Source organism: Streptomyces sp. NPDC000348 (genome assembly GCF_042898795.1).
Taxonomy (GTDB): domain Bacteria; phylum Actinomycetota; class Actinomycetes; order Streptomycetales; family Streptomycetaceae; genus Streptomyces.
In genome coordinates this window covers 120077-136913 of the sequence record NZ_JBIAZD010000004.1, presented here as the reverse complement: position 1 = coordinate 136913, position 16837 = coordinate 120077, and the positions used below count along the sequence as shown (strand labels likewise).

Annotated in this window: 10 protein-coding genes; 1 reads left to right on the top strand and 9 read right to left on the bottom strand. The window is 69.4% G+C overall.

Annotation, left to right across the window (positions count from 1 at the left end):
* Positions 1–88: 88 nt before the first annotated feature.
* From dxs to ngcE, 8 genes are all read right to left on the bottom strand, one after another.
* On the bottom strand, positions 89–2059 hold the full coding sequence (gene dxs / locus ACFY3N_RS10255) for a 1-deoxy-D-xylulose-5-phosphate synthase (protein ID WP_390816167.1): 1971 nt from the start codon (positions 2057–2059) through the stop codon (positions 89–91).
* 225 nt (positions 2060–2284) lie between these two features.
* Positions 2285–3577 (bottom strand): sugar ABC transporter permease, encoded by a 1293-nt coding sequence (locus ACFY3N_RS10250; RefSeq protein ID WP_390816166.1) that lies wholly within the window; start codon positions 3575–3577, stop codon positions 2285–2287.
* The gene (locus ACFY3N_RS10245; RefSeq protein WP_030832927.1) at positions 3574–4365 is read right to left on the bottom strand and encodes an ATP-binding cassette domain-containing protein; all 792 of its coding nucleotides are present in this window, start codon (positions 4363–4365) and stop codon (positions 3574–3576) included. Before ACFY3N_RS10245 ends, ACFY3N_RS10250 begins: the two co-directional genes overlap by 4 nt.
* A gap of 181 nt (positions 4366–4546) precedes the next feature.
* On the bottom strand, positions 4547–5647 hold the full coding sequence (locus ACFY3N_RS10240; protein WP_390816462.1) for a substrate-binding domain-containing protein: 1101 nt from the start codon (positions 5645–5647) through the stop codon (positions 4547–4549).
* Positions 5648–5782: 135 nt separating this feature from the next.
* The gene (locus ACFY3N_RS10235) at positions 5783–6994 is read right to left on the bottom strand and encodes an ROK family protein (RefSeq protein ID WP_390816461.1); all 1212 of its coding nucleotides are present in this window, start codon (positions 6992–6994) and stop codon (positions 5783–5785) included.
* A 207-nt stretch (positions 6995–7201) separates the two neighbouring features.
* Positions 7202–8137, bottom strand: a complete 936-nt coding sequence (locus ACFY3N_RS10230; RefSeq protein WP_390816165.1) for a carbohydrate ABC transporter permease — start codon at positions 8135–8137, stop codon at positions 7202–7204.
* A 15-nt stretch (positions 8138–8152) separates the two neighbouring features.
* The gene (locus ACFY3N_RS10225) at positions 8153–9082 is read right to left on the bottom strand and encodes a carbohydrate ABC transporter permease (RefSeq protein ID WP_390816164.1); all 930 of its coding nucleotides are present in this window, start codon (positions 9080–9082) and stop codon (positions 8153–8155) included.
* Between the two features lie 75 nt (positions 9083–9157).
* Entirely contained in the window at positions 9158–10639 is a 1482-nt protein-coding gene (gene ngcE / locus ACFY3N_RS10220; RefSeq protein WP_390816163.1) for an N-acetylglucosamine/diacetylchitobiose ABC transporter substrate-binding protein, read from the bottom strand.
* Between the two features lie 374 nt (positions 10640–11013).
* Between ngcE and ACFY3N_RS10215 the strand changes: the two genes are divergently transcribed.
* Positions 11014–14817, top strand: a complete 3804-nt coding sequence (locus tag ACFY3N_RS10215) for a GH92 family glycosyl hydrolase (RefSeq protein WP_390816162.1) — start codon at positions 11014–11016, stop codon at positions 14815–14817.
* Positions 14818–15276: 459 nt separating this feature from the next.
* On the opposite strand, the gene ACFY3N_RS10210 is transcribed toward ACFY3N_RS10215, so the two are convergent.
* Positions 15277–16824, bottom strand: a complete 1548-nt coding sequence (locus tag ACFY3N_RS10210; RefSeq protein ID WP_390816161.1) for a caspase family protein — start codon at positions 16822–16824, stop codon at positions 15277–15279.
* Between the last annotated feature and the right edge of the window lie 13 nt (positions 16825–16837).

Sequence of the window (16837 nt, the reverse complement as noted above, 5' to 3'; positions counted from 1 at the left end):
GGCGCGGGCGCTTTCACGCAGATGGGCCGCGCGCGCCACTCTTCACAGTGGCACGGGCGGCCCGTCCGGGCGACGCGTGGGCGACCCGTCAGTCGCGGGCCGGCTCCACCGCGTCCACGGTGTCGGTGGAGGACCGGTCGGTGGGGGTCGTCCCCCCGCTCGAGCGGAGCCGGGAGTGGGGGAGGCCGTCGAGCTTCGCGACCAGACCGGTGACCTGGCGGGCGATGTCGGGGGCGGTCAGTCCGATCTCGGCCATGACCTCGGCGCGGGAGGCGTGGTCGAGGAAGCGCGGCGGGATGCCGAAGTCGCGCAGCGGTACGTCCACGCCGGCGTCGCGCAGGGCCTGGGCGATCGCGGAGCCGACGCCGCCGACGCGCGAGTTGTCCTCGACGGTGACGACCACGCGGTGCTTCTCGGCGAGCGGGGCCATGGCCTCGTCGACGGGCTTGACCCAGCGCGGGTCGACGACGGTGGTGGAGATGCCCTGCCGGTCGAGCAGGGCGGCGATCTCCAGGCACATCGGCGCGAGGGCGCCCACGGAGACCAGCAGGACGTCGGGGGCGTCGGTGCCGGGCTCACGCAGGACGTCCATGCCGCCGACGCGGCCCACGGCGGGCACGGCGGGGCCGACGGCGCCCTTGGAGAAGCGCACCACGGTGGGGGCGTCCTCGACGGCGACGGCCTCGCGGAGCTGGGCGCGCACCTGGTCGGCGTCGCGCGGGGCGGCCAGCCGCAGCCCGGGGACGACCTGGAGGATCGACATGTCCCACATGCCGTTGTGGGAGGCGCCGTCGGTGCCGGTGACGCCGGCCCGGTCGAGCACGAACGTCACGCCGCACTTGTGCAGGGCCACGTCCATCAGCACCTGGTCGAAGGCGCGGTTGAGGAAGGTGGCGTACACGGCGAAGACGGGGTGCACCCCGGCGTGCGCGAGGCCGGCCGCGGAGACGGCGCCATGCTGCTCGGCGATGCCGACGTCGTAGACCCGGTCGGGGAAGCGCTTGGCGAACTTGTCGAGGCCGACCGGCTGGAGCATGGCGGCGGTGATGGCGACGACGTCCTCGCGCTCCTCGCCGAGCCTGACCATCTCCTCGCCGAAGACGGAGGTCCAGTCGGCGCCCGAGGTGGCGATCGGCAGACCCGTGTCGGGGTGGATCTTGCCGACGGCGTGGAAGCGGTCGGCCTCGTCCTGGAGGGCGGGCTGGTAGCCGCGGCCCTTCTCGGTGAGGCAGTGCACGATCACCGGGCCGTTGAAGCGCTTGGCGCGGGCCAGGGCGGACTCCAGGGCCTCGATGTCGTGGCCGTCGATGGGGCCGACGTACTTCAGGCCGAGGTCCTCGAACATGCCCTGCGGGGCGATGAAGTCCTTCAGGCCCTTCTTGGCGCCGTGCAGCGTGTCGAAGAGGGGCTTGCCGACGACCGGGGTCCGCTCCAGGAGGTCCTTGGTGCGGGTCAGGAAGCGCTCGTAGCCGTCGGTGGTGCGCAGGGTCGCCAGGTGGTTGGCGAGGCCGCCGATGGTCGGCGAGTAGGAGCGCTCGTTGTCGTTGACGACGATGACGAGCGGGCGGTCCTTGGCGTCGGCGATGTTGTTCAGCGCCTCCCAGGCCATGCCGCCGGTCAGCGCGCCGTCACCGATGACCGCGACGACGTGGCTGTCGCGCTTCTTGATCTGGTTGGCCTTGGCGATGCCGTCGGCCCAGCCGAGGACGGTGGAGGCGTGGCTGTTCTCGATGACGTCGTGCTCGGACTCGGCCTGCGAGGGGTAGCCCGACAGGCCGCCCTTCATCTTCAGCCGGGAGAAGTCCTGCCGGCCGGTCAGCAGCTTGTGGACGTAGGACTGGTGGCCGGTGTCCCAGAGCACCTTGTCCCTGGGCGACTCGAAGACCCGGTGCAGGGCGATGGTGAGCTCCACCACACCGAGGTTGGGGCCGAGGTGGCCGCCGGTCTTGGAGACCGCGTCGACGAGGAAGGCCCGGATCTCCCCGGCCAGCTGGTCGAGCTCCTCCGGGCTGAGCCGGTCCAGATCGCGCGGTCCCCTGATGCGGGTCAGCAGCGGCACCCGTGCCTCCTTGCAGTAGAGCTGATCGAGCTGTTGCCGGGCGGGTCGAGTCTAATGTTCCGCTCCGCCGAACGGTCTCCGGGCCGTGCGTCATGCGTCACCCGGTCAGCAGTACCCACAAACGACGCGACCGTGCCCGGCACCTGTGAGGCGCCGGGCACGGTCACACCCTCGAGGGGCGCGGGGAACTGCGCGATCGACCACCGCGCACCCGCGGCACGGCTGCTACGCGCGCCCCGCGGTCTTCTGCGTCTTGCGGGTGACCGCGTCGATGACGACGGTCGCCAGCAGCACACCACCGGTGATCATGTACTGCACCGGCGAGGCGATGCCCTCCAGCGCCAGCCCGTACGTGATCGAGATGATGACCATCACACCGAGCAGCGCGTCCCAGGTGCGGCCACGGCCGCCGAAGAGGGACGTGCCACCGATGACGGCCGCGGCGATGACGTTCATCAGGAACTCACCGGTGCCCGCGCCCTGGTTGGCGGAGGCGATCTTCGAGGCGACGAACAGGCCGCCGATCGCGGCGAAGGTACCGGCGATCGCGAAGACCGAGATCCGGACCATCTCCACGTTGATGCCGGCGCGGCGGGACGCCTCGACGCTGCCGCCGAGCGCGAAGACCTTGCGGCCGTACGCGGTGCGGCGCAGCACGAAGTCCGTGAGCACCAGGAACGCGAGGAAGATCACCACGGCCAGCGGCAGGCCCTTGTACTGGTTGAAGACGATCGCGACGGCGAACGCCAGGATCGCGAGCAGTACGGTCCGCACGATGATCTCGTTCAGCGGGCGGGACGGCACACCGGCGGCCTCACGGCGGCGGTTGTCGAAGAACGCGAGGAGGAAGTACCCCACGGTCGCGACGAGGGCCAGGCCGTACGCGGCGGCCACGTCCGAGAAGTAGTAGCTGGTCAGCTTGACGACGATGCCCTCGGAGTCGAGGTTGATGGTGCCGTTGTCGCCGAGGATCTGCAGCATGAAGCCCTGCCAGAACAGCAGTCCGGCCAGGGTCACGGCGAAGGCCGGGACGCCGATGCGGGCGAAGATGAAGCCGTGGACGGCGCCGGCCACCGTGCCGGTGAGGATCGCCAGCACCAGGGCCAGCACCTCGTTCATCCCGTGCGTGACGTTCATGACCGCGAAGGCCGCGCCCGCGACACCGCTGACCGAGCCGACCGACAGGTCGATCTCGCCGAGCAGCAGGACGAAGACGATACCGACGGCGATCATGCCCGTGCCGACCATGGCGACGGACATGTCGGAGAAGTTGCCGGCGGTGAGGAAGTTGGAGTTCAGGCTGGTGAAGATGGCCCAGATGATCAGCAGGCCGACCACGACGGGGAGGGAGCCGAGGTCACCGGCCTTCATCTTCCGCTTGAACTCGTTCCAGTAGCCCGCGAGGCCCTGTTCGCGTACCAGCAGCCTGGGGTCCACCACGGTGACCGCCGCGGCGGCCGCCTCGGGGTTCTCCACGGCGTGGTCCTCGGTGGGGGTGGAGGTCTTCTCGGTGCTCACTTCTTGATCTCCCCATTGGTGCGCGCCGCACGACGGGTCACGGCGTTGTCCGTGGCGCCCGTGATGGCGGAGATGATCTCTTCCTGCGAGGTCGACTTGACCTCGAAGACGCCGTTGTTGCGCCCGAGGCGCAGGACGGCGACCTTGTCCGCCACGGCCTTCACATCGGCCATGTTGTGGCTGATGAGGATGACGGCGTGGCCGCGCTCGCGCAGCCGCTCGACGAGGTCGAGGACCTGCGCGGTCTGCTCGACGCCGAGGGCGGCGGTGGGCTCGTCGAGGATCACCAGCTTGGGCTCGCCGAGCATGGACCGGGCGATGGCCACGACCTGGCGCTGACCGCCGGAGAGGGAGGCGATCGGGATCCGGACGCTGGGGATGCGGATCGACAGGGTGTCGAGGAGCTCGCGGGAGCGGCGCTCCATCTCCACCTCGTCCAGGACTCCGCGCCTGCGGATCTCCCGGCCCAGGTAGAGGTTGCCGACGACATCGATGTTGTCGCACAGCGCGAGGTCCTGGTAGACCGTCGCGATGCCCAGGTTCTGGGCGTCGTGCGGCTTGCTGATCTGGACGGCCTTGCCGTCCCACTCGATGGATCCCTCATCGATGGGATGCACGCCGGCGATCGTCTTGACCAGCGTGGACTTTCCGGCGCCGTTGTCGCCCACCAGGGCGACCACCTCACCGGCGTGGACCTCAAGCTCTACGTCGGTGAGCGCCTGGACAGCACCGAAACGCTTGGAGACCCCGCGCAACGCCAGCACGGGCGTAGCGGACACGTGAACCATCTCCTTCGCCGCCTGACCCGGCGGGAGGTTGTGCAGAAGATTTGGGGGGTGTTCCGTCCGGCGCCCCGCGTAGCTTGCGGGGCTGATGTGTGCGGGGCGCCGGCGGAGCGCGTGGCAGTCGGCCCCGTGCGGGGAGTCCGGGTCACGGACTCCCTCATCGGTCACGGGACTCGGGGACTGCTTACTTGAGGCCGATCTTGTCGCAGGCGGCCTTGTACTTGCCCGCGCAGATCTCCTCGACGGTGTAGACGCCGTCCTTGATCACGGTGTCGTTGATGTTCTCCTGGGTCAGCGACACGACCGGGACGAGAACTGCGGCGACACCCTTGGTGGTGGGGCTGTCGACCTTGTCCTTGGCGATGGAGTCCAGCGACTTGCCCTGGGCGAGCGCGACGGCCATCTCCGCGGCGGCGTCGGCCTCCGGGGCGTACGGCTTGTAGACGCTCATGTACTGCTCGCCGGTGACGATGCGCTGCACACCCGCGAGTTCGGCGTCCTGGCCGGTGACCGGGACGTCCTCGATGCCAGCGGCCTTCAGGGCGGTGATGATGCCGCCCGCCATGCCGTCGTTGGCGGAGTAGACGCCGACGATCTTCTTCTTGCCGAGGGCGGAGATGGCGCCTTCCATGTTGGCGTTGGCGTTCTCCGGCTTCCACTCCTTGGTGTCGTACTCGCGGCCGATCTTCACCTTGCCGTCGAGGACGGAGTGCGCGCCCTCCTTGAACATGGCGGCGTTCGGGTCGGTGGAGGACCCGTTCATCATGACGATCTGGCCGTCCTTGGCCTTGTCGCCCAGGGCCTCGAGGAGGGCCTCGCCCTGGGTCTTGCCGACGGTCACGTTGTCGAACGAGGTGTAGGCGTCGATCGGACCCTCGGCGAGGCGGTCGTAGGCCACGACCGGGATGCCGGCGTCCTTGGCCTTCTTCACCGAGCCGGCGATGGCCTTGGAGTCCACCGCGTCCACGATGAGCACGTCCACCTTGTTGGTGACCATCGTGTCGACCTGCTGGTTCTGCAGGCTGGCGTCCTGCTTGGCGTTGGCGTAGACGACCTCGCCCTTGTTGTTCGTGAGCTCCTTGACCTTCTTCTCGATCAAGGGCTTGTCGAACTTCTCGTACCGCGCGGTCTGGTTCTCCGGCAGGAGCAGACCGACCTTGATGTCGTCGCCCTTGGCGGCGGAGTCACCGGAGTCCTTCTTGTCGCCCGACTCGGCGGCGCTGCCGCAAGCGGCGAGCGAGACGGCCATCGCACCGGCGGCGATGGCAACGGCGGCACGACGCATACGCGTGTTCACTTCTACAAAACCTCCCTGACGAGGCCGCGTCGTTGCGGCCGAGGTGGCTGGAAGTCAACTCGGCCACGCGTGCGACGTCAAGAAGTAAATCCTTAACGAGATGGCAACGGTGCCATCCGTTCTCTAAGTGAAGGCAGGGGTGGCCGCGGTGAGCGACCCGGTCGCCGTACCGTCCAAAAGCGTCGAATCGCCCATCTCGCTCAGCGCGAGGGCGAGCGCTCCGAGCACCTCGGCACGACCCCCAAGTGCCCCGGGGAGAACGGACAGTTGACGTGCCGCACTGGGGATCGCATAGCGGCCGACGGACTCCCGGATCGGCCCGAGCACCAGCTCACCGGCCTCGGCGAGATCACCGCCGAGGACCACCCGGCTCGGGTTCAGCAGGTTGCAGAGATTGGCGACTCCACTGCCGATGTGGCGGCCGACGTCGGCGATCACCCGACGGCAGCCGGGGTCCCCGTCCCGCGCCAGCCGTACGACGCCCTCCATCGTGAGGCCGGTGCCGTGACTGGGCTGGAGCAGCGGGAGCACGTAGCGCGCGGCCGTGAAGGTCTCCAGGCAGCCGCGGTTGCCGCAGCGGCAGACGGGGCCGGATTCGTCGAGTGTAATATGCCCGATTTCACCCGCGGTGCCGCCCGGGCCGCGATAGATCTTCCCGTCGATCACCAGACCCGCGCCGACACCACTGGCGACCTTGATGTACGCCAGGTCGCGCACCCCCCGGCCGCTCCCCCAGACCATCTCGCCGAGGGCGCCGAGGTTGGCGTCGTTGTCCACGTGCACCGGCACGCCGAGCCGCCCCCGCAGCTCCTCGGCGGGCTTGGTGCCGGTCCAGCCGGGCAGGATCGCGGTCGAGCCCAGGGTCCCGGACTCCACGTCGATCGGCCCCGGTACGCCGAGGCCCACGCCGGCGACCTTGGACGGGTCCGCTCCGGTCGCCTCGATCAACCGTTTGACCAGTTGTTCCGCCCGGTCCAGGCCCTGTGCCGAGGAGGCGTCCACGTCCAAGGGCTCGGACTCCTCGGCCAGCACCTGATGGGCGAGGTTCCCGACCGCGACCCGCAGATGGGTGTGCCCGAAATCGACCCCGACGACGATCCCGGCGTCCCCGCTCAGCGAGACGCTGCGCGCCCGGCGCCCGCCCGCCGAGGTGGGTGTGACCTCGACCGTTCCGCGGTCCTTCAGTTCCCGGACGATGTTGGAGACCGTGGCCGCGGACAGGCCGGTCGTCCTCGCGATCTCGGCCTGGGTGAGGGAACCCGCAAGACGTACTGCCCGGACGACCCGCTCCAGGTTGGCTCGGTGCAGCGACGACTGCGACCCCGGAGTCTCCACGACGACCTCCTGCGCGCGGGGCCGCTTCGGCGAGACCCCGTTCATGTCCAACTAGTGAACTCTAAGCTGAGCTGTTCGGGTCGCCTCCCGTCAAGAGGTTGAACCGTTTCCGGATGCATGGACACACGTGCACGCGCCGCTCCCAGGGGCGGGAGCGGCGCGTGCACGAGGCGTTCCGGTGCGTCACTTCAAGGCGGCGGAGGCGCCTCACTTCAAGGTGGCGGAGGTGAGGCCGGCCTGCACCTGGCGCTGGAAGGACAGGTAGACCACCAGCATGGGCACCATGGCGATCGTCACGCCCGCGAAGAGCACGGGAAGGTCCGAGGCGTACCCCTGCTGCTGCTGGAGCTGGATCAGCCCCTGGGTCAGCACGTAGCGTTCCGGGTCGTCACCGCTCTGCGGCTGCATCAGCACCGTCGGCAGGATGTACTGGTTCCACTGGCCCAGCGTGTTGAAGATGCCGACGCTCAGCAGACCGGGCTTGGCCATGGGCAGCATCACCTGGAAGAAGGTCCGGGTGTGCGAGGCCCCGTCGAGGATCGCCGCCTCGAAGACCGCCGTGGGCAGGGTCCGGAAGAAGGCGTGCATGAAGAACACCGTGAACGGCAGCGAGTAGGCGACGTACACCAGGGCCAGTCCGTGGTAGGTGTTCAGCATGTCCAGCCGTTTGACCATGAAGAACAGCGGGACCAGGGCCAGGAAGACGGGGAACATCGCGCCGGCGACGAAGAAGTAGTACAGCAGGCGGTTGCCCCGGAAGTCGTAGCGGGCCAGCACGTACGCCGCCATCGAACCGAACAGCATCGTCAGCGGCACCGAGATGACCAGCACGATGACGGTGCTGGTGAAGTAGTCGCCGATGCCCTTCTCCCAGGCGCGGGAGAAGACGCCCGGGTCCCAGTTCCGCGGCCATCCGAAGGCCGAGCCGCCGATCTGCGCGTCGGTCCTGAAGGAGCTGAGCACCAGCCACAGCAGCGGCAGCACGATCAGCACCGCCCACAGGGCGAGGAAGCCGTGCGAGAAGACGTTCAGCACGACGCCCTCGCCGCGCCGGCCGCCGGGACGGACGGTGTCCCCGCCCGCCGGCGGCGGGGGCGGGGTGGGGCCCTGGGTGGGGGCGGTTTCCTTGGGGGGTGCGCTCATCGTCGTTGCTCCGCCTCAGAACTCGATGCGCTCGCGACGGGTGGCGCGCAGCATGACCACGGACACGATCAGGGTGAGGAGCAGCATGACCACGCCCATGGCGCAGGCGTAGCCGCTCCGGCCGTACAGCAGGAAGTTCCGCATCATCACGGTCGACATGACCTCGCTGTGGTGGTCGGGGCCGCCGCCGTAGTCCCCGGCGGTCATGGTGGAGACCAGGATGAACATGTCCATCGCGGCGATGCCGAGGTAGACCCAGGCGGTCTGCACGGAGTCCCACAGCAGTGGCAGGGTGATGCGGAAGAAGGACTGGGTGCGGCTCGCTCCGTCGATGAGAGCGGCCTCGTAGACGTCGCGGGGAATGGACTGCATGGCGGCGGAGAACAGCACCAGGTAGAAACCGACGCCGTGCCAGACGACCACCGCGATGAGTGCCCACAGCACGAAGTTCGGCTCGTTGAGCCATTCCACGGGATCGTTCTCGTCGACCAGTCCGATTTCGATCAGTACGCCGTTGAGCATGCCGCCGCCGTCACTGCGGTAGACCGCTCCGAAGAGCACCGCCAGGATGGCCAGCGACAGCACCTGCGGGAAGAAATAAACGACCCGGTAGTACCTCGATCCGGCCACCCCGGAGACGCCTCCGGAACGTCCGCGTCCGCCCGCGTTCAGCATGAAGGCGAAGAACAGCGCGAGCAGAATGGTGACCACCGGGATGAACACCAGGAACAGGATGTTGTGCCAGATAGCCCCCATGAAGACGTCGTCCTCGAACAACGCCGTGTAGTTGTCCAGGCCGACGAACTCGAAGGTCTGCGACTGGCCCTTCCAGTCGGTCAGCGAATAACCGAACGTCTGGATGTACGGCCAGATCACGAAGATGAGATAGAGCGCCACGGGAAAGAGGAGAAATCCCGCGACGAACCGGTGCTGTCCTTTGCGCATGGCGTTCCTGCCCCTGGGTGTGGCCGCTGCGGGCCGGGGGTCGCCCCGGCCCCGGACGCGGTCGGTCGAGCGGGATCAGTCGCGGCGGTTCTGCTTCGAGGCCGGGTCCTCGGCCTGCTTGTCGACCGCGGCCTGGGCGCGCTTGAGCCACTCCTTGGGCTGGATGCGCTTGGCCATCAGCTCGTTGGAGGCGTTCTCGATGGCGGTGTTCATCTCGCTGTACCACTCGGTGTACAGGTAGCGGAAGGTGTTGTCGCCGGCCGCCTTGGACGCCTCGACGGTGGACTGGGTACCCGGGCGCAGTCGCACGTTCGGGTCGACGCCGTCCTTGAGGATGGTCAGCGAGTTCGCCTCCCTGGCGAACAGGGTCGACCATTCCTTGGAGAGCATCATCCGCATGAACTCCTTGGCCGCGGGGAGGTTCTTGGCCTTGGAGGGGATGATGAAGGGCTCCCCGGAGCCGGCCCGGATCGCCTCGAAGGGCAGCGCGCTGTCCGGCAGCAGGGGCATCGGCAGGAACTTCATGTCGAAGTCGTCCGGTGTCGCCTTCAGTTGCTCGTTCTCCAGCCAGGAACCGCTGGTGATGAAGGCGGCCTTGTACTGGTTCCAGCGGGTCTGGGACTCGGTGTGGGTCAGGCCGTTCGTACCGGGCATCAGATAGCCCTTCTCGACGACCTCGTAGACGGCCTCGACGGCCTCCGTGGCGGCGTCGGAGCCGACGAACGCCTTGGGGTCGAGGTTGTCGATCGCCTTCATGGCGTCCAGGCCGCCCTTCTTGGCGATCAGGTCCATGATGGCGACGTTGATGTAGTACGGGTACTTGCCCTGGTGCGCGAGGCCGCCGATGCCCTGGGACTTGGCGTCCTTGCAGAGGGCGAGGAAGTCGTCCCAGGTCCTGGGCGCCTCCCAGCCCTTCTCCCGGAAGAGCTTGCCGGAGTACCACAGACCCCACACCGTGTAGATGTAGTTGAGGGCGACGAGCTTGCCCTCCTGCATGCCCGTGTCGAGCGTGCCGGGGACGAGGGTGTCGCGGACCTTCGTGTCCGGGTCGTCGACGGACGGCGCGTCGAGCACCTCGGCGAGGTCGAGCAGTTGGCCGTTCCTGGCCAGTACGTCGATCGGGATCTGCTGGGCGCCGGAGTCGTCGACGATGTCCGGCGGGTTGCCCGCGTTGAACCGGGGCTGGAGCTTGCCCGTGATCTCCTGGGTGCCGGTGTGGACGGAGGTGACGCCCCACTTCTTCTTGAAGGCGGCCTCCCACGCCTTGGCGTAGTCGTCGCCGTAACCGCCCTTGAAGATGACGACGTCGAGTTTGCCGCCTTTCTTGACCCCGAACGGGTTGGCCTCGGACGTCTTGCCCTCGTTCTCCCCGGAATTGTCGTTTCCGCCCCCGCTGGCGCACGCGGACAGGAAGCTCGTCGCCGGTACGGAAACCAGGCCGAGCGCGGCGGACCGCTTGATCAGCGCGCGGCGTCCCACGCCGGTCGTGGCGTGGTCACCGGCGCCTTCGTTCTCGGCGGAACCGGTGCCGCGGTTCTCGGCGGAAGTGGATCCCATGCTCAAGTCCTCGCCTTCTCCAGGACTCTGGCGGTGAACCGGATCCTCCCCGGCACCGCGTTCGGGTCTCGCTGGGTCGTGCAGGAAGTGCGGCCGTACATGGCCGGGTGCGGTGAAGACACCCCGGAGTGCCGACAGGTATAGTCCACTTCACGCCGACGGAGCAAGATCGAACGCAAGGTTCGCCTCCGGTCTTTTCCGAGTTGAGACCTCCCGGAAATACCGGCCTCCGGCATGTTCTCCAGCGGAAAAATCACCGCCGCGGGACTGGAATGCCACATTCAACCCCCTTGACACCAGCGGCCACTTGACGCACTACTAGACCTTGCGTATGTGGCTGACAACGTTGTCCGGCGCAGGGAGGGTACTCACGCATGCACAGCAGGGTTCGGCACAGATGGGGGACGGCGGTCGTCGCGGCGACCGCCTTCGCTTTGGCCGCGGGCTCACAGGGCGTCGCGGTGGCGCTGCCCCAGGCACCGCCGAAGGCGGACCGTGAGTTCGCGTCGTCGTTCGAGTCCGGGGAACCCGCCCCGGACTGGCTGAACACCGTCGAGACCACGCGGGGCGGCGGGAAGCGCGCCTCGGGCGTGGACGGCGGTTACAGCTCCGGCATTCCGGGCAACGTCACCGACCATGTCACGGACGTCCGCGCCAGCGCGGAGAACACCGGCGGCGGGGAGGTGAAGGAGAACCTCGTCGACGGCGAGCCGAGCAGCAAGTGGCTGGCCTTCGAGTCCACCGGCTGGGTGGAGTTCGACCTGGACTCCCCCGTCAAGGCGGTCCGTTACGCCCTCACGTCCGCCAACGACGCCGCCGAGCGCGACCCGAGGGACTGGACCCTCAAGGGGTCCGTCGACGGCGAGGACTGGAAGACCCTCGACACCCGCTCGGGCGAGACGTTCGCGGAGCGCTTCCAGACCAGGCTCTACGACATCGACGCGGCGGCCGTCGCCGAGTACCGGCACTTCCGGCTGGAGATCACCAGGAACGGCAGCGGCGGCATAGTCCAGCTCGCCGACGTCCAGTTCTCCACCGGCGACGCCGAGGCGCCGGTCCCGCAGGACATGCTCTCGCTGGTCGACCGCGGCCCGACCGGCTCGCCGACGGCCAAGGCGGGCGCCGGCTTCACCGGCAAGCGCGCCCTGCGGTACGCCGGCCGGCACACCGCCGAGGGGCGGGCGTACTCGTACAACAAGGTGTTCGACGTCAACACGAGGGTCGACCGGAACACCGAACTGTCGTACCGCGTCTTCCCCTCGATGGCGGACGGCGACCTCGACTACGACTCCACCAACGTCTCCGTCGACCTCGCCTTCACCGACGGCACCTACCTGAGCGACCTGCGCGCCACCGACCAGCACGGGTTCCCGCTGACCCCGCGGGGACAGGGCGCGTCGAAGGTCCTCTACGTCAACCAGTGGAACAACGTGGTCTCCCGGATCGGTTCGGTGGCCGCCGGCAAGACCGTCGACCGGATCCTGGTGGCGTACGACTCCCCCGAGGGCGAGACCAGGTTCCGGGGCTGGCTGGACGACGTGGCGCTGAAGCCGGTGAGGCCCGAGCGGCCGAAGGCCCACCTCTCCGACTACGCGGTGACGACCCGGGGCACCAACTCCAGCGGCGGGTTCTCGCGCGGCAACAACTTCCCCGCGACGGCCGTGCCGCACGGGTTCAACTTCTGGACCCCGGTCACCAACGCCGGTTCGCTGAGCTGGCTGTACGACTACGCGCGCGGCAACAACGCGGACAACCTGCCGACGATCCAGGCGTTCAGCGCGAGCCACGAGCCGAGCCCGTGGATGGGTGACCGGCAGACCTTCCAGGTGATGCCGTCGGCCGCCTCCGGCACCCCGGACACCGGCCGCGAGGAGCGCGAGCTGGCGTTCCGGCACGAGAACGAGACCGCGCGGCCGTACTACTACGGGGTGCGGTTCGAGAACGGCCTGAAGGCCGAGCTGGCGCCGGCCGACCACGCGGCGGCGATGCGCTTCACCTTCCCCGGCGACGACGCGAGCGTGCTGTTCGACAACGTCACCGACCAGGCCGGCCTGACCCTCGACGAGGAGAACGGCACCTTCACCGGCTACTCGGACGTCAAGTCCGGGCTCTCCACGGGCGCCACCCGGCTGTTCGTCTACGGCGAGTTCGACAAGAAGGTCACCGGGGGCGGCTCCAGCGGCGTCAAGGGCCACCTGCGCTTCGACGCGGGCGACGACCGCCGGGTCACGCTGCGCCTGGCCACCTCCCTGATCAGCGTCGACCAGGCCAAGGACAATCTGCGCCAGGAGATCCCCGAGGGCCGCGGCTTCGAGGCGGTCAAGAAGAGCGCCCAGCGCCAGTGGGACGGGATCCTCGGCAAGGTCGAGGTCGAGGGCGCCACCCCCGACCAGCTGACCACGCTCTACTCCGGCCTCTACCGGCTGTACCTGTACCCGAACGCCGGCCACGAGAAGGTCGGCGGAACGTACAAGTACGCCTCCCCGTTCTCGAAGATGGAGAAGGCCGACACCCCGACGCACACCGGCGCGAAGATCGTCGACGGCAAGGTGTACGTCAACAACGGCTTCTGGGACACCTACCGGACCACCTGGCCGGCGTACTCCTTCCTGACCCCGTCCAAGGCCGGTGAACTGGTCGACGGGTTCGTTCAGCACTACAAGGACGGCGGCTGGACCTCGCGCTGGTCCTCCCCCGGCTACGCCGACCTGATGACCGGCACCTCCTCGGACGTCGCCTTCGCCGACGCGTACGTCAAGGGCGTCGACTTCGACGCGGAGGCCGCGTACGACGCGGCGGTGAAGAACGCCACCGTCGTGCCCCCGTCGTCGGGTGTGGGCCGCAAGGGCATGGCGACCTCGCCGTTCCTCGGCTACACCGCCACCGACACCCACGAGGGCCTGTCGTGGGCGCTGGAGGGCTACCTCAACGACTACGGCATCGCGAAGATGGGCGAGGCCCTCTACGAGAGGACGGGCGAGAAGCGCTACCAGGAGGAGTCCGCGTACTTCCTCGACCGCGCCCGGGACTACGTGAACCTCTTCGACTCCGAGGCCGGTTTCTTCCAGGGCAGGAACGCCGAGGGCGACTGGCGCGTGGAGTCCTCGAAGTACGACCCGCGCGTGTGGGGCCACGACTACACCGAGACCAACGGCTGGGGCTACGCCTTCACCGCCCCGCAGGACAGCCGCGGTCTGGCCAACCTGTACGGCGGCCGGGACGGCCTCGGCGACAAGCTCGACGAGTACCTGTCCACGCCCGAGACGGCCTCCCCCGAGTTCAAGGGCTCCTACGGCGGTGTCATCCACGAGATGACCGAGGCGCGGGACGTCCGGATGGGCATGTACGGCCACTCCAACCAGGTCGCCCACCACGCCCTGTACATGTACGACGCGGCCGGGCAGCCCTGGAAGACGCAGAAGAACGTGCGCGAGGTGCTGTCCCGCCTGTACACCGGCAGCGAGATCGGCCAGGGCTACCACGGCGACGAGGACAACGGCGAGCAGTCGGCCTGGTACCTGTTCTCCTCGCTCGGCTTCTACCCGCTGGTGATGGGCAGCGGCGAGTACGCCATCGGCTCCCCGCTGTTCAAGAAGGCCACCGTGCACCTGGAGAACGGCCGCGAGCTGGTCGTCAAGGCGCCGCGGAACAGCGCGAAGAACGTCTACGTGCAGGGCCTGAAGGTCAACGGCAAGCGCTGGAACTCCACTTCGCTGCCGCACTCGGTGATCTCGAAGGGCGGTGTCCTGGAGTTCGACATGGGCCCGCGTCCGTCGTCGTGGGGCACGGGCGAGAACGCGGCGCCCGTGTCGATCACGAAGGACGACGAGGTGCCCACGCCCCGCAAGGACGTGCTGAAGGGCGGGGGCGCCCTGTTCGACGACACGTCGGTGACCGGCGCCACGGTGTCCACCGTGGAGCTGCCCGTCACCGGGGACACCGAGGCGGTGCAGTACACGCTGACCTCCTCGGACCGCACCACGGCGCCCACCGGCTGGGTGCTGCAGGGCTCGGCCGACGGGGAGAGGTGGACGGACCTCGACCAGCGGGCCGACGAGTCGTTCCGCTGGGACCGGCAGACGCGGGCCTTCTCGGTCGGCGAGCCGGGGGCCTACGCGCACTACCGGCTGGTGCTGACCGGTGAGGCGGCGCTGGCGGAGGTGGAACTGCTGGGCTGACGCCGCGCCGGGGGCGGGTCCGGACGCGGTCCGGACCCGCCCCCTCGCTGTGCGGCGGCACCGCCGGACCGCACGACGCGGGGCGCCCGCCGAGCGGGGCGTACGCGGCGCGGGGCGTACGCGGCGCGGGGCGTACGCGGCGCGGGGCGTAGGCGGCGCGGGGTGCGGCGCCGGACGGGCCGGCTCGGGGCAGTGTCGGGCGGCTGGGGGCACTGTCGGGCGGCAGAGGGCGGTGGGGGGGCGGCTCGGGGCACTTGCGAGCGGCTGAGGGAAGTGGGGGCGGCTGTAGGGCGGTTGACGGAACATACGGGGGTGCGTGGAGGGGGCGAGGCGGGAGCGCCCCGGCGGCGGGTTCCGGTCCACCTGAACATGGGAGCGCTCCCACCTCACCTGTGAGGGGACCGTAGCGCCGGGCGGCGTGGTTGTAAACGGTTGTCGCAGGGCGGACCCGTGCCACCGTCAGTCGGTGGCGCCGACCACCCGCTCGACCTCGTCCGCCCCGGCGTCTCCTTCGAAGAGCCGGACCACCTCCACCAGCACACGCTCCCCGCCCGGGACGCCGAGCGCGGCACGCACCGTGTTCACCACGTCCTCGCGGAGCCGGATCCCCCTGATGTCCACCGGGCGGCCGAGCTGCTCCCCCAGCACCGCCGCGAACTGCGCACGGCCCTGCGCGTCCGCCATGCACGCCAGCTCGTACATCGTCGAGGTGAGCCACAGCAGCCGCGTGTCCCGCCCGTGTGCGTCGCCGCCCCGTCCCGACCCACCGGAGTTCCCACGCGGCACGTCCGGCCGGGGACCGGGGCCCCGGGCGGGTGACGCCGGCACACGTGCCCCACCGACGGAACGGTGACCGACGGCAGGGCGATCGCTCCGGTGCAGCAGTTGCCGCACGCTCTCGGCGGCAGGCCGCCCTTCGAAGAGCGCGATCAACGAGAGCAGAACTCCCGGACCTCCGGTCGCGTTCAGCGCGGCGCGCACCAGCGCGACGACGTCCTCCCGCATACGGACGCCCCGCACGTCGACCGGGCGGCCCAAGTGCTCCCCCAGGACCGTTGCGAACTGCACACGGCCCTGCGCGTCGTCCATGCACGCCAGCTCGCACATCGCCTCGGTGAGCAGCGCCATCCTGGCGAGCGCGTCCGCAGGGCGCGGAACGTCCGGGCGCCCGGTATGCGGCGGACCGTGGGCGGCATCAGGGTGTGGCGCCGGGAAAGCGGGGCCGGGCGGTCCTCCCTCGTCGTGCGGCCGGTCCTGCGCCCGGGGGTTCAGGACCGACCGTGCCACCACGAGCCGCCTTTCCAGCTCGGCCCACATCTGCGGCCGCTGCGCGACGCGGGCGTCCTGCAGTTCGTCGCACACGTACTCGTACAGTTCCTGCACGTCGACCAGGCCGTCCCGGTTGCGGTCCGCCTCACCGGTGCGGAGTCCCTCGATGACGGCCCCGGTGAACCGGGAGGGCTGCGGGTCCAGTTCGGTGATCCGCTCGCCCTCCCAGGCGTATTCGGTGCGATTGGTCGCGGTGAGCACCGCGCGGCCGTGTCCGGCCAGTTCGTCCTTGACGTGGACCGTGGTGTCGCCCTTGCTGCCGGTCAGGAAGGCGCCGCTGTAGCAGCAGTCCAGGAGCAGGACGATCGACCGCGCCCGGCAGGAGCGCATCCGCTGGTGCACGAACAGGGCGGGGACGGAGGTGGAGGCGAGCAGCCGCCGGTCGGTGTCGGAAGCGGCGAAGTGCAGTTCGCCGTTGTCGTTCTTGAGGCCGTGGCAGGAGAGGTGCAGCAGGAGCAGGTCGTCCCGGCGGCGGTCGAGGAAGAAGCGTTCGATGGCACGGGACACTTCCCGGTGGCTGCCGTCGACGACCGTGCTCACCTCGAAGCCGCCGATCCGCGGGTCCTCGAGCACCTCCGCCAGCGCCTGGGCGTCCCTGGCGGGCGAGCGCAGTCGCCGCAGGGCCCCGTCCTCGTACCGGCCCGTCGCGACGAGCAGCGCGTAGCGGCCTGCGGACACGGCCGTGCGTCCG

Coding starts and splice junctions, on each gene's coding strand:
- ACFY3N_RS10240 (WP_390816462.1), bottom strand. CDS start 5,647: ATGCGTCGTGCCGCCGTTGCCATCGCCGCCGGTGCGATGGCCGTCTCG.
- ACFY3N_RS10245 (WP_030832927.1), bottom strand. CDS start 4,365: ATGGTTCACGTGTCCGCTACGCCCGTGCTGGCGTTGCGCGGGGTCTCC.
- ACFY3N_RS10225 (WP_390816164.1), bottom strand. CDS start 9,082: ATGCGCAAAGGACAGCACCGGTTCGTCGCGGGATTTCTCCTCTTTCCC.
- ngcE (WP_390816163.1), bottom strand. CDS start 10,639: ATGGGATCCACTTCCGCCGAGAACCGCGGCACCGGTTCCGCCGAGAAC.
- ACFY3N_RS10215 (WP_390816162.1), top strand. CDS start 11,014: ATGCACAGCAGGGTTCGGCACAGATGGGGGACGGCGGTCGTCGCGGCG.
- ACFY3N_RS10230 (WP_390816165.1), bottom strand. CDS start 8,137: ATGAGCGCACCCCCCAAGGAAACCGCCCCCACCCAGGGCCCCACCCCG.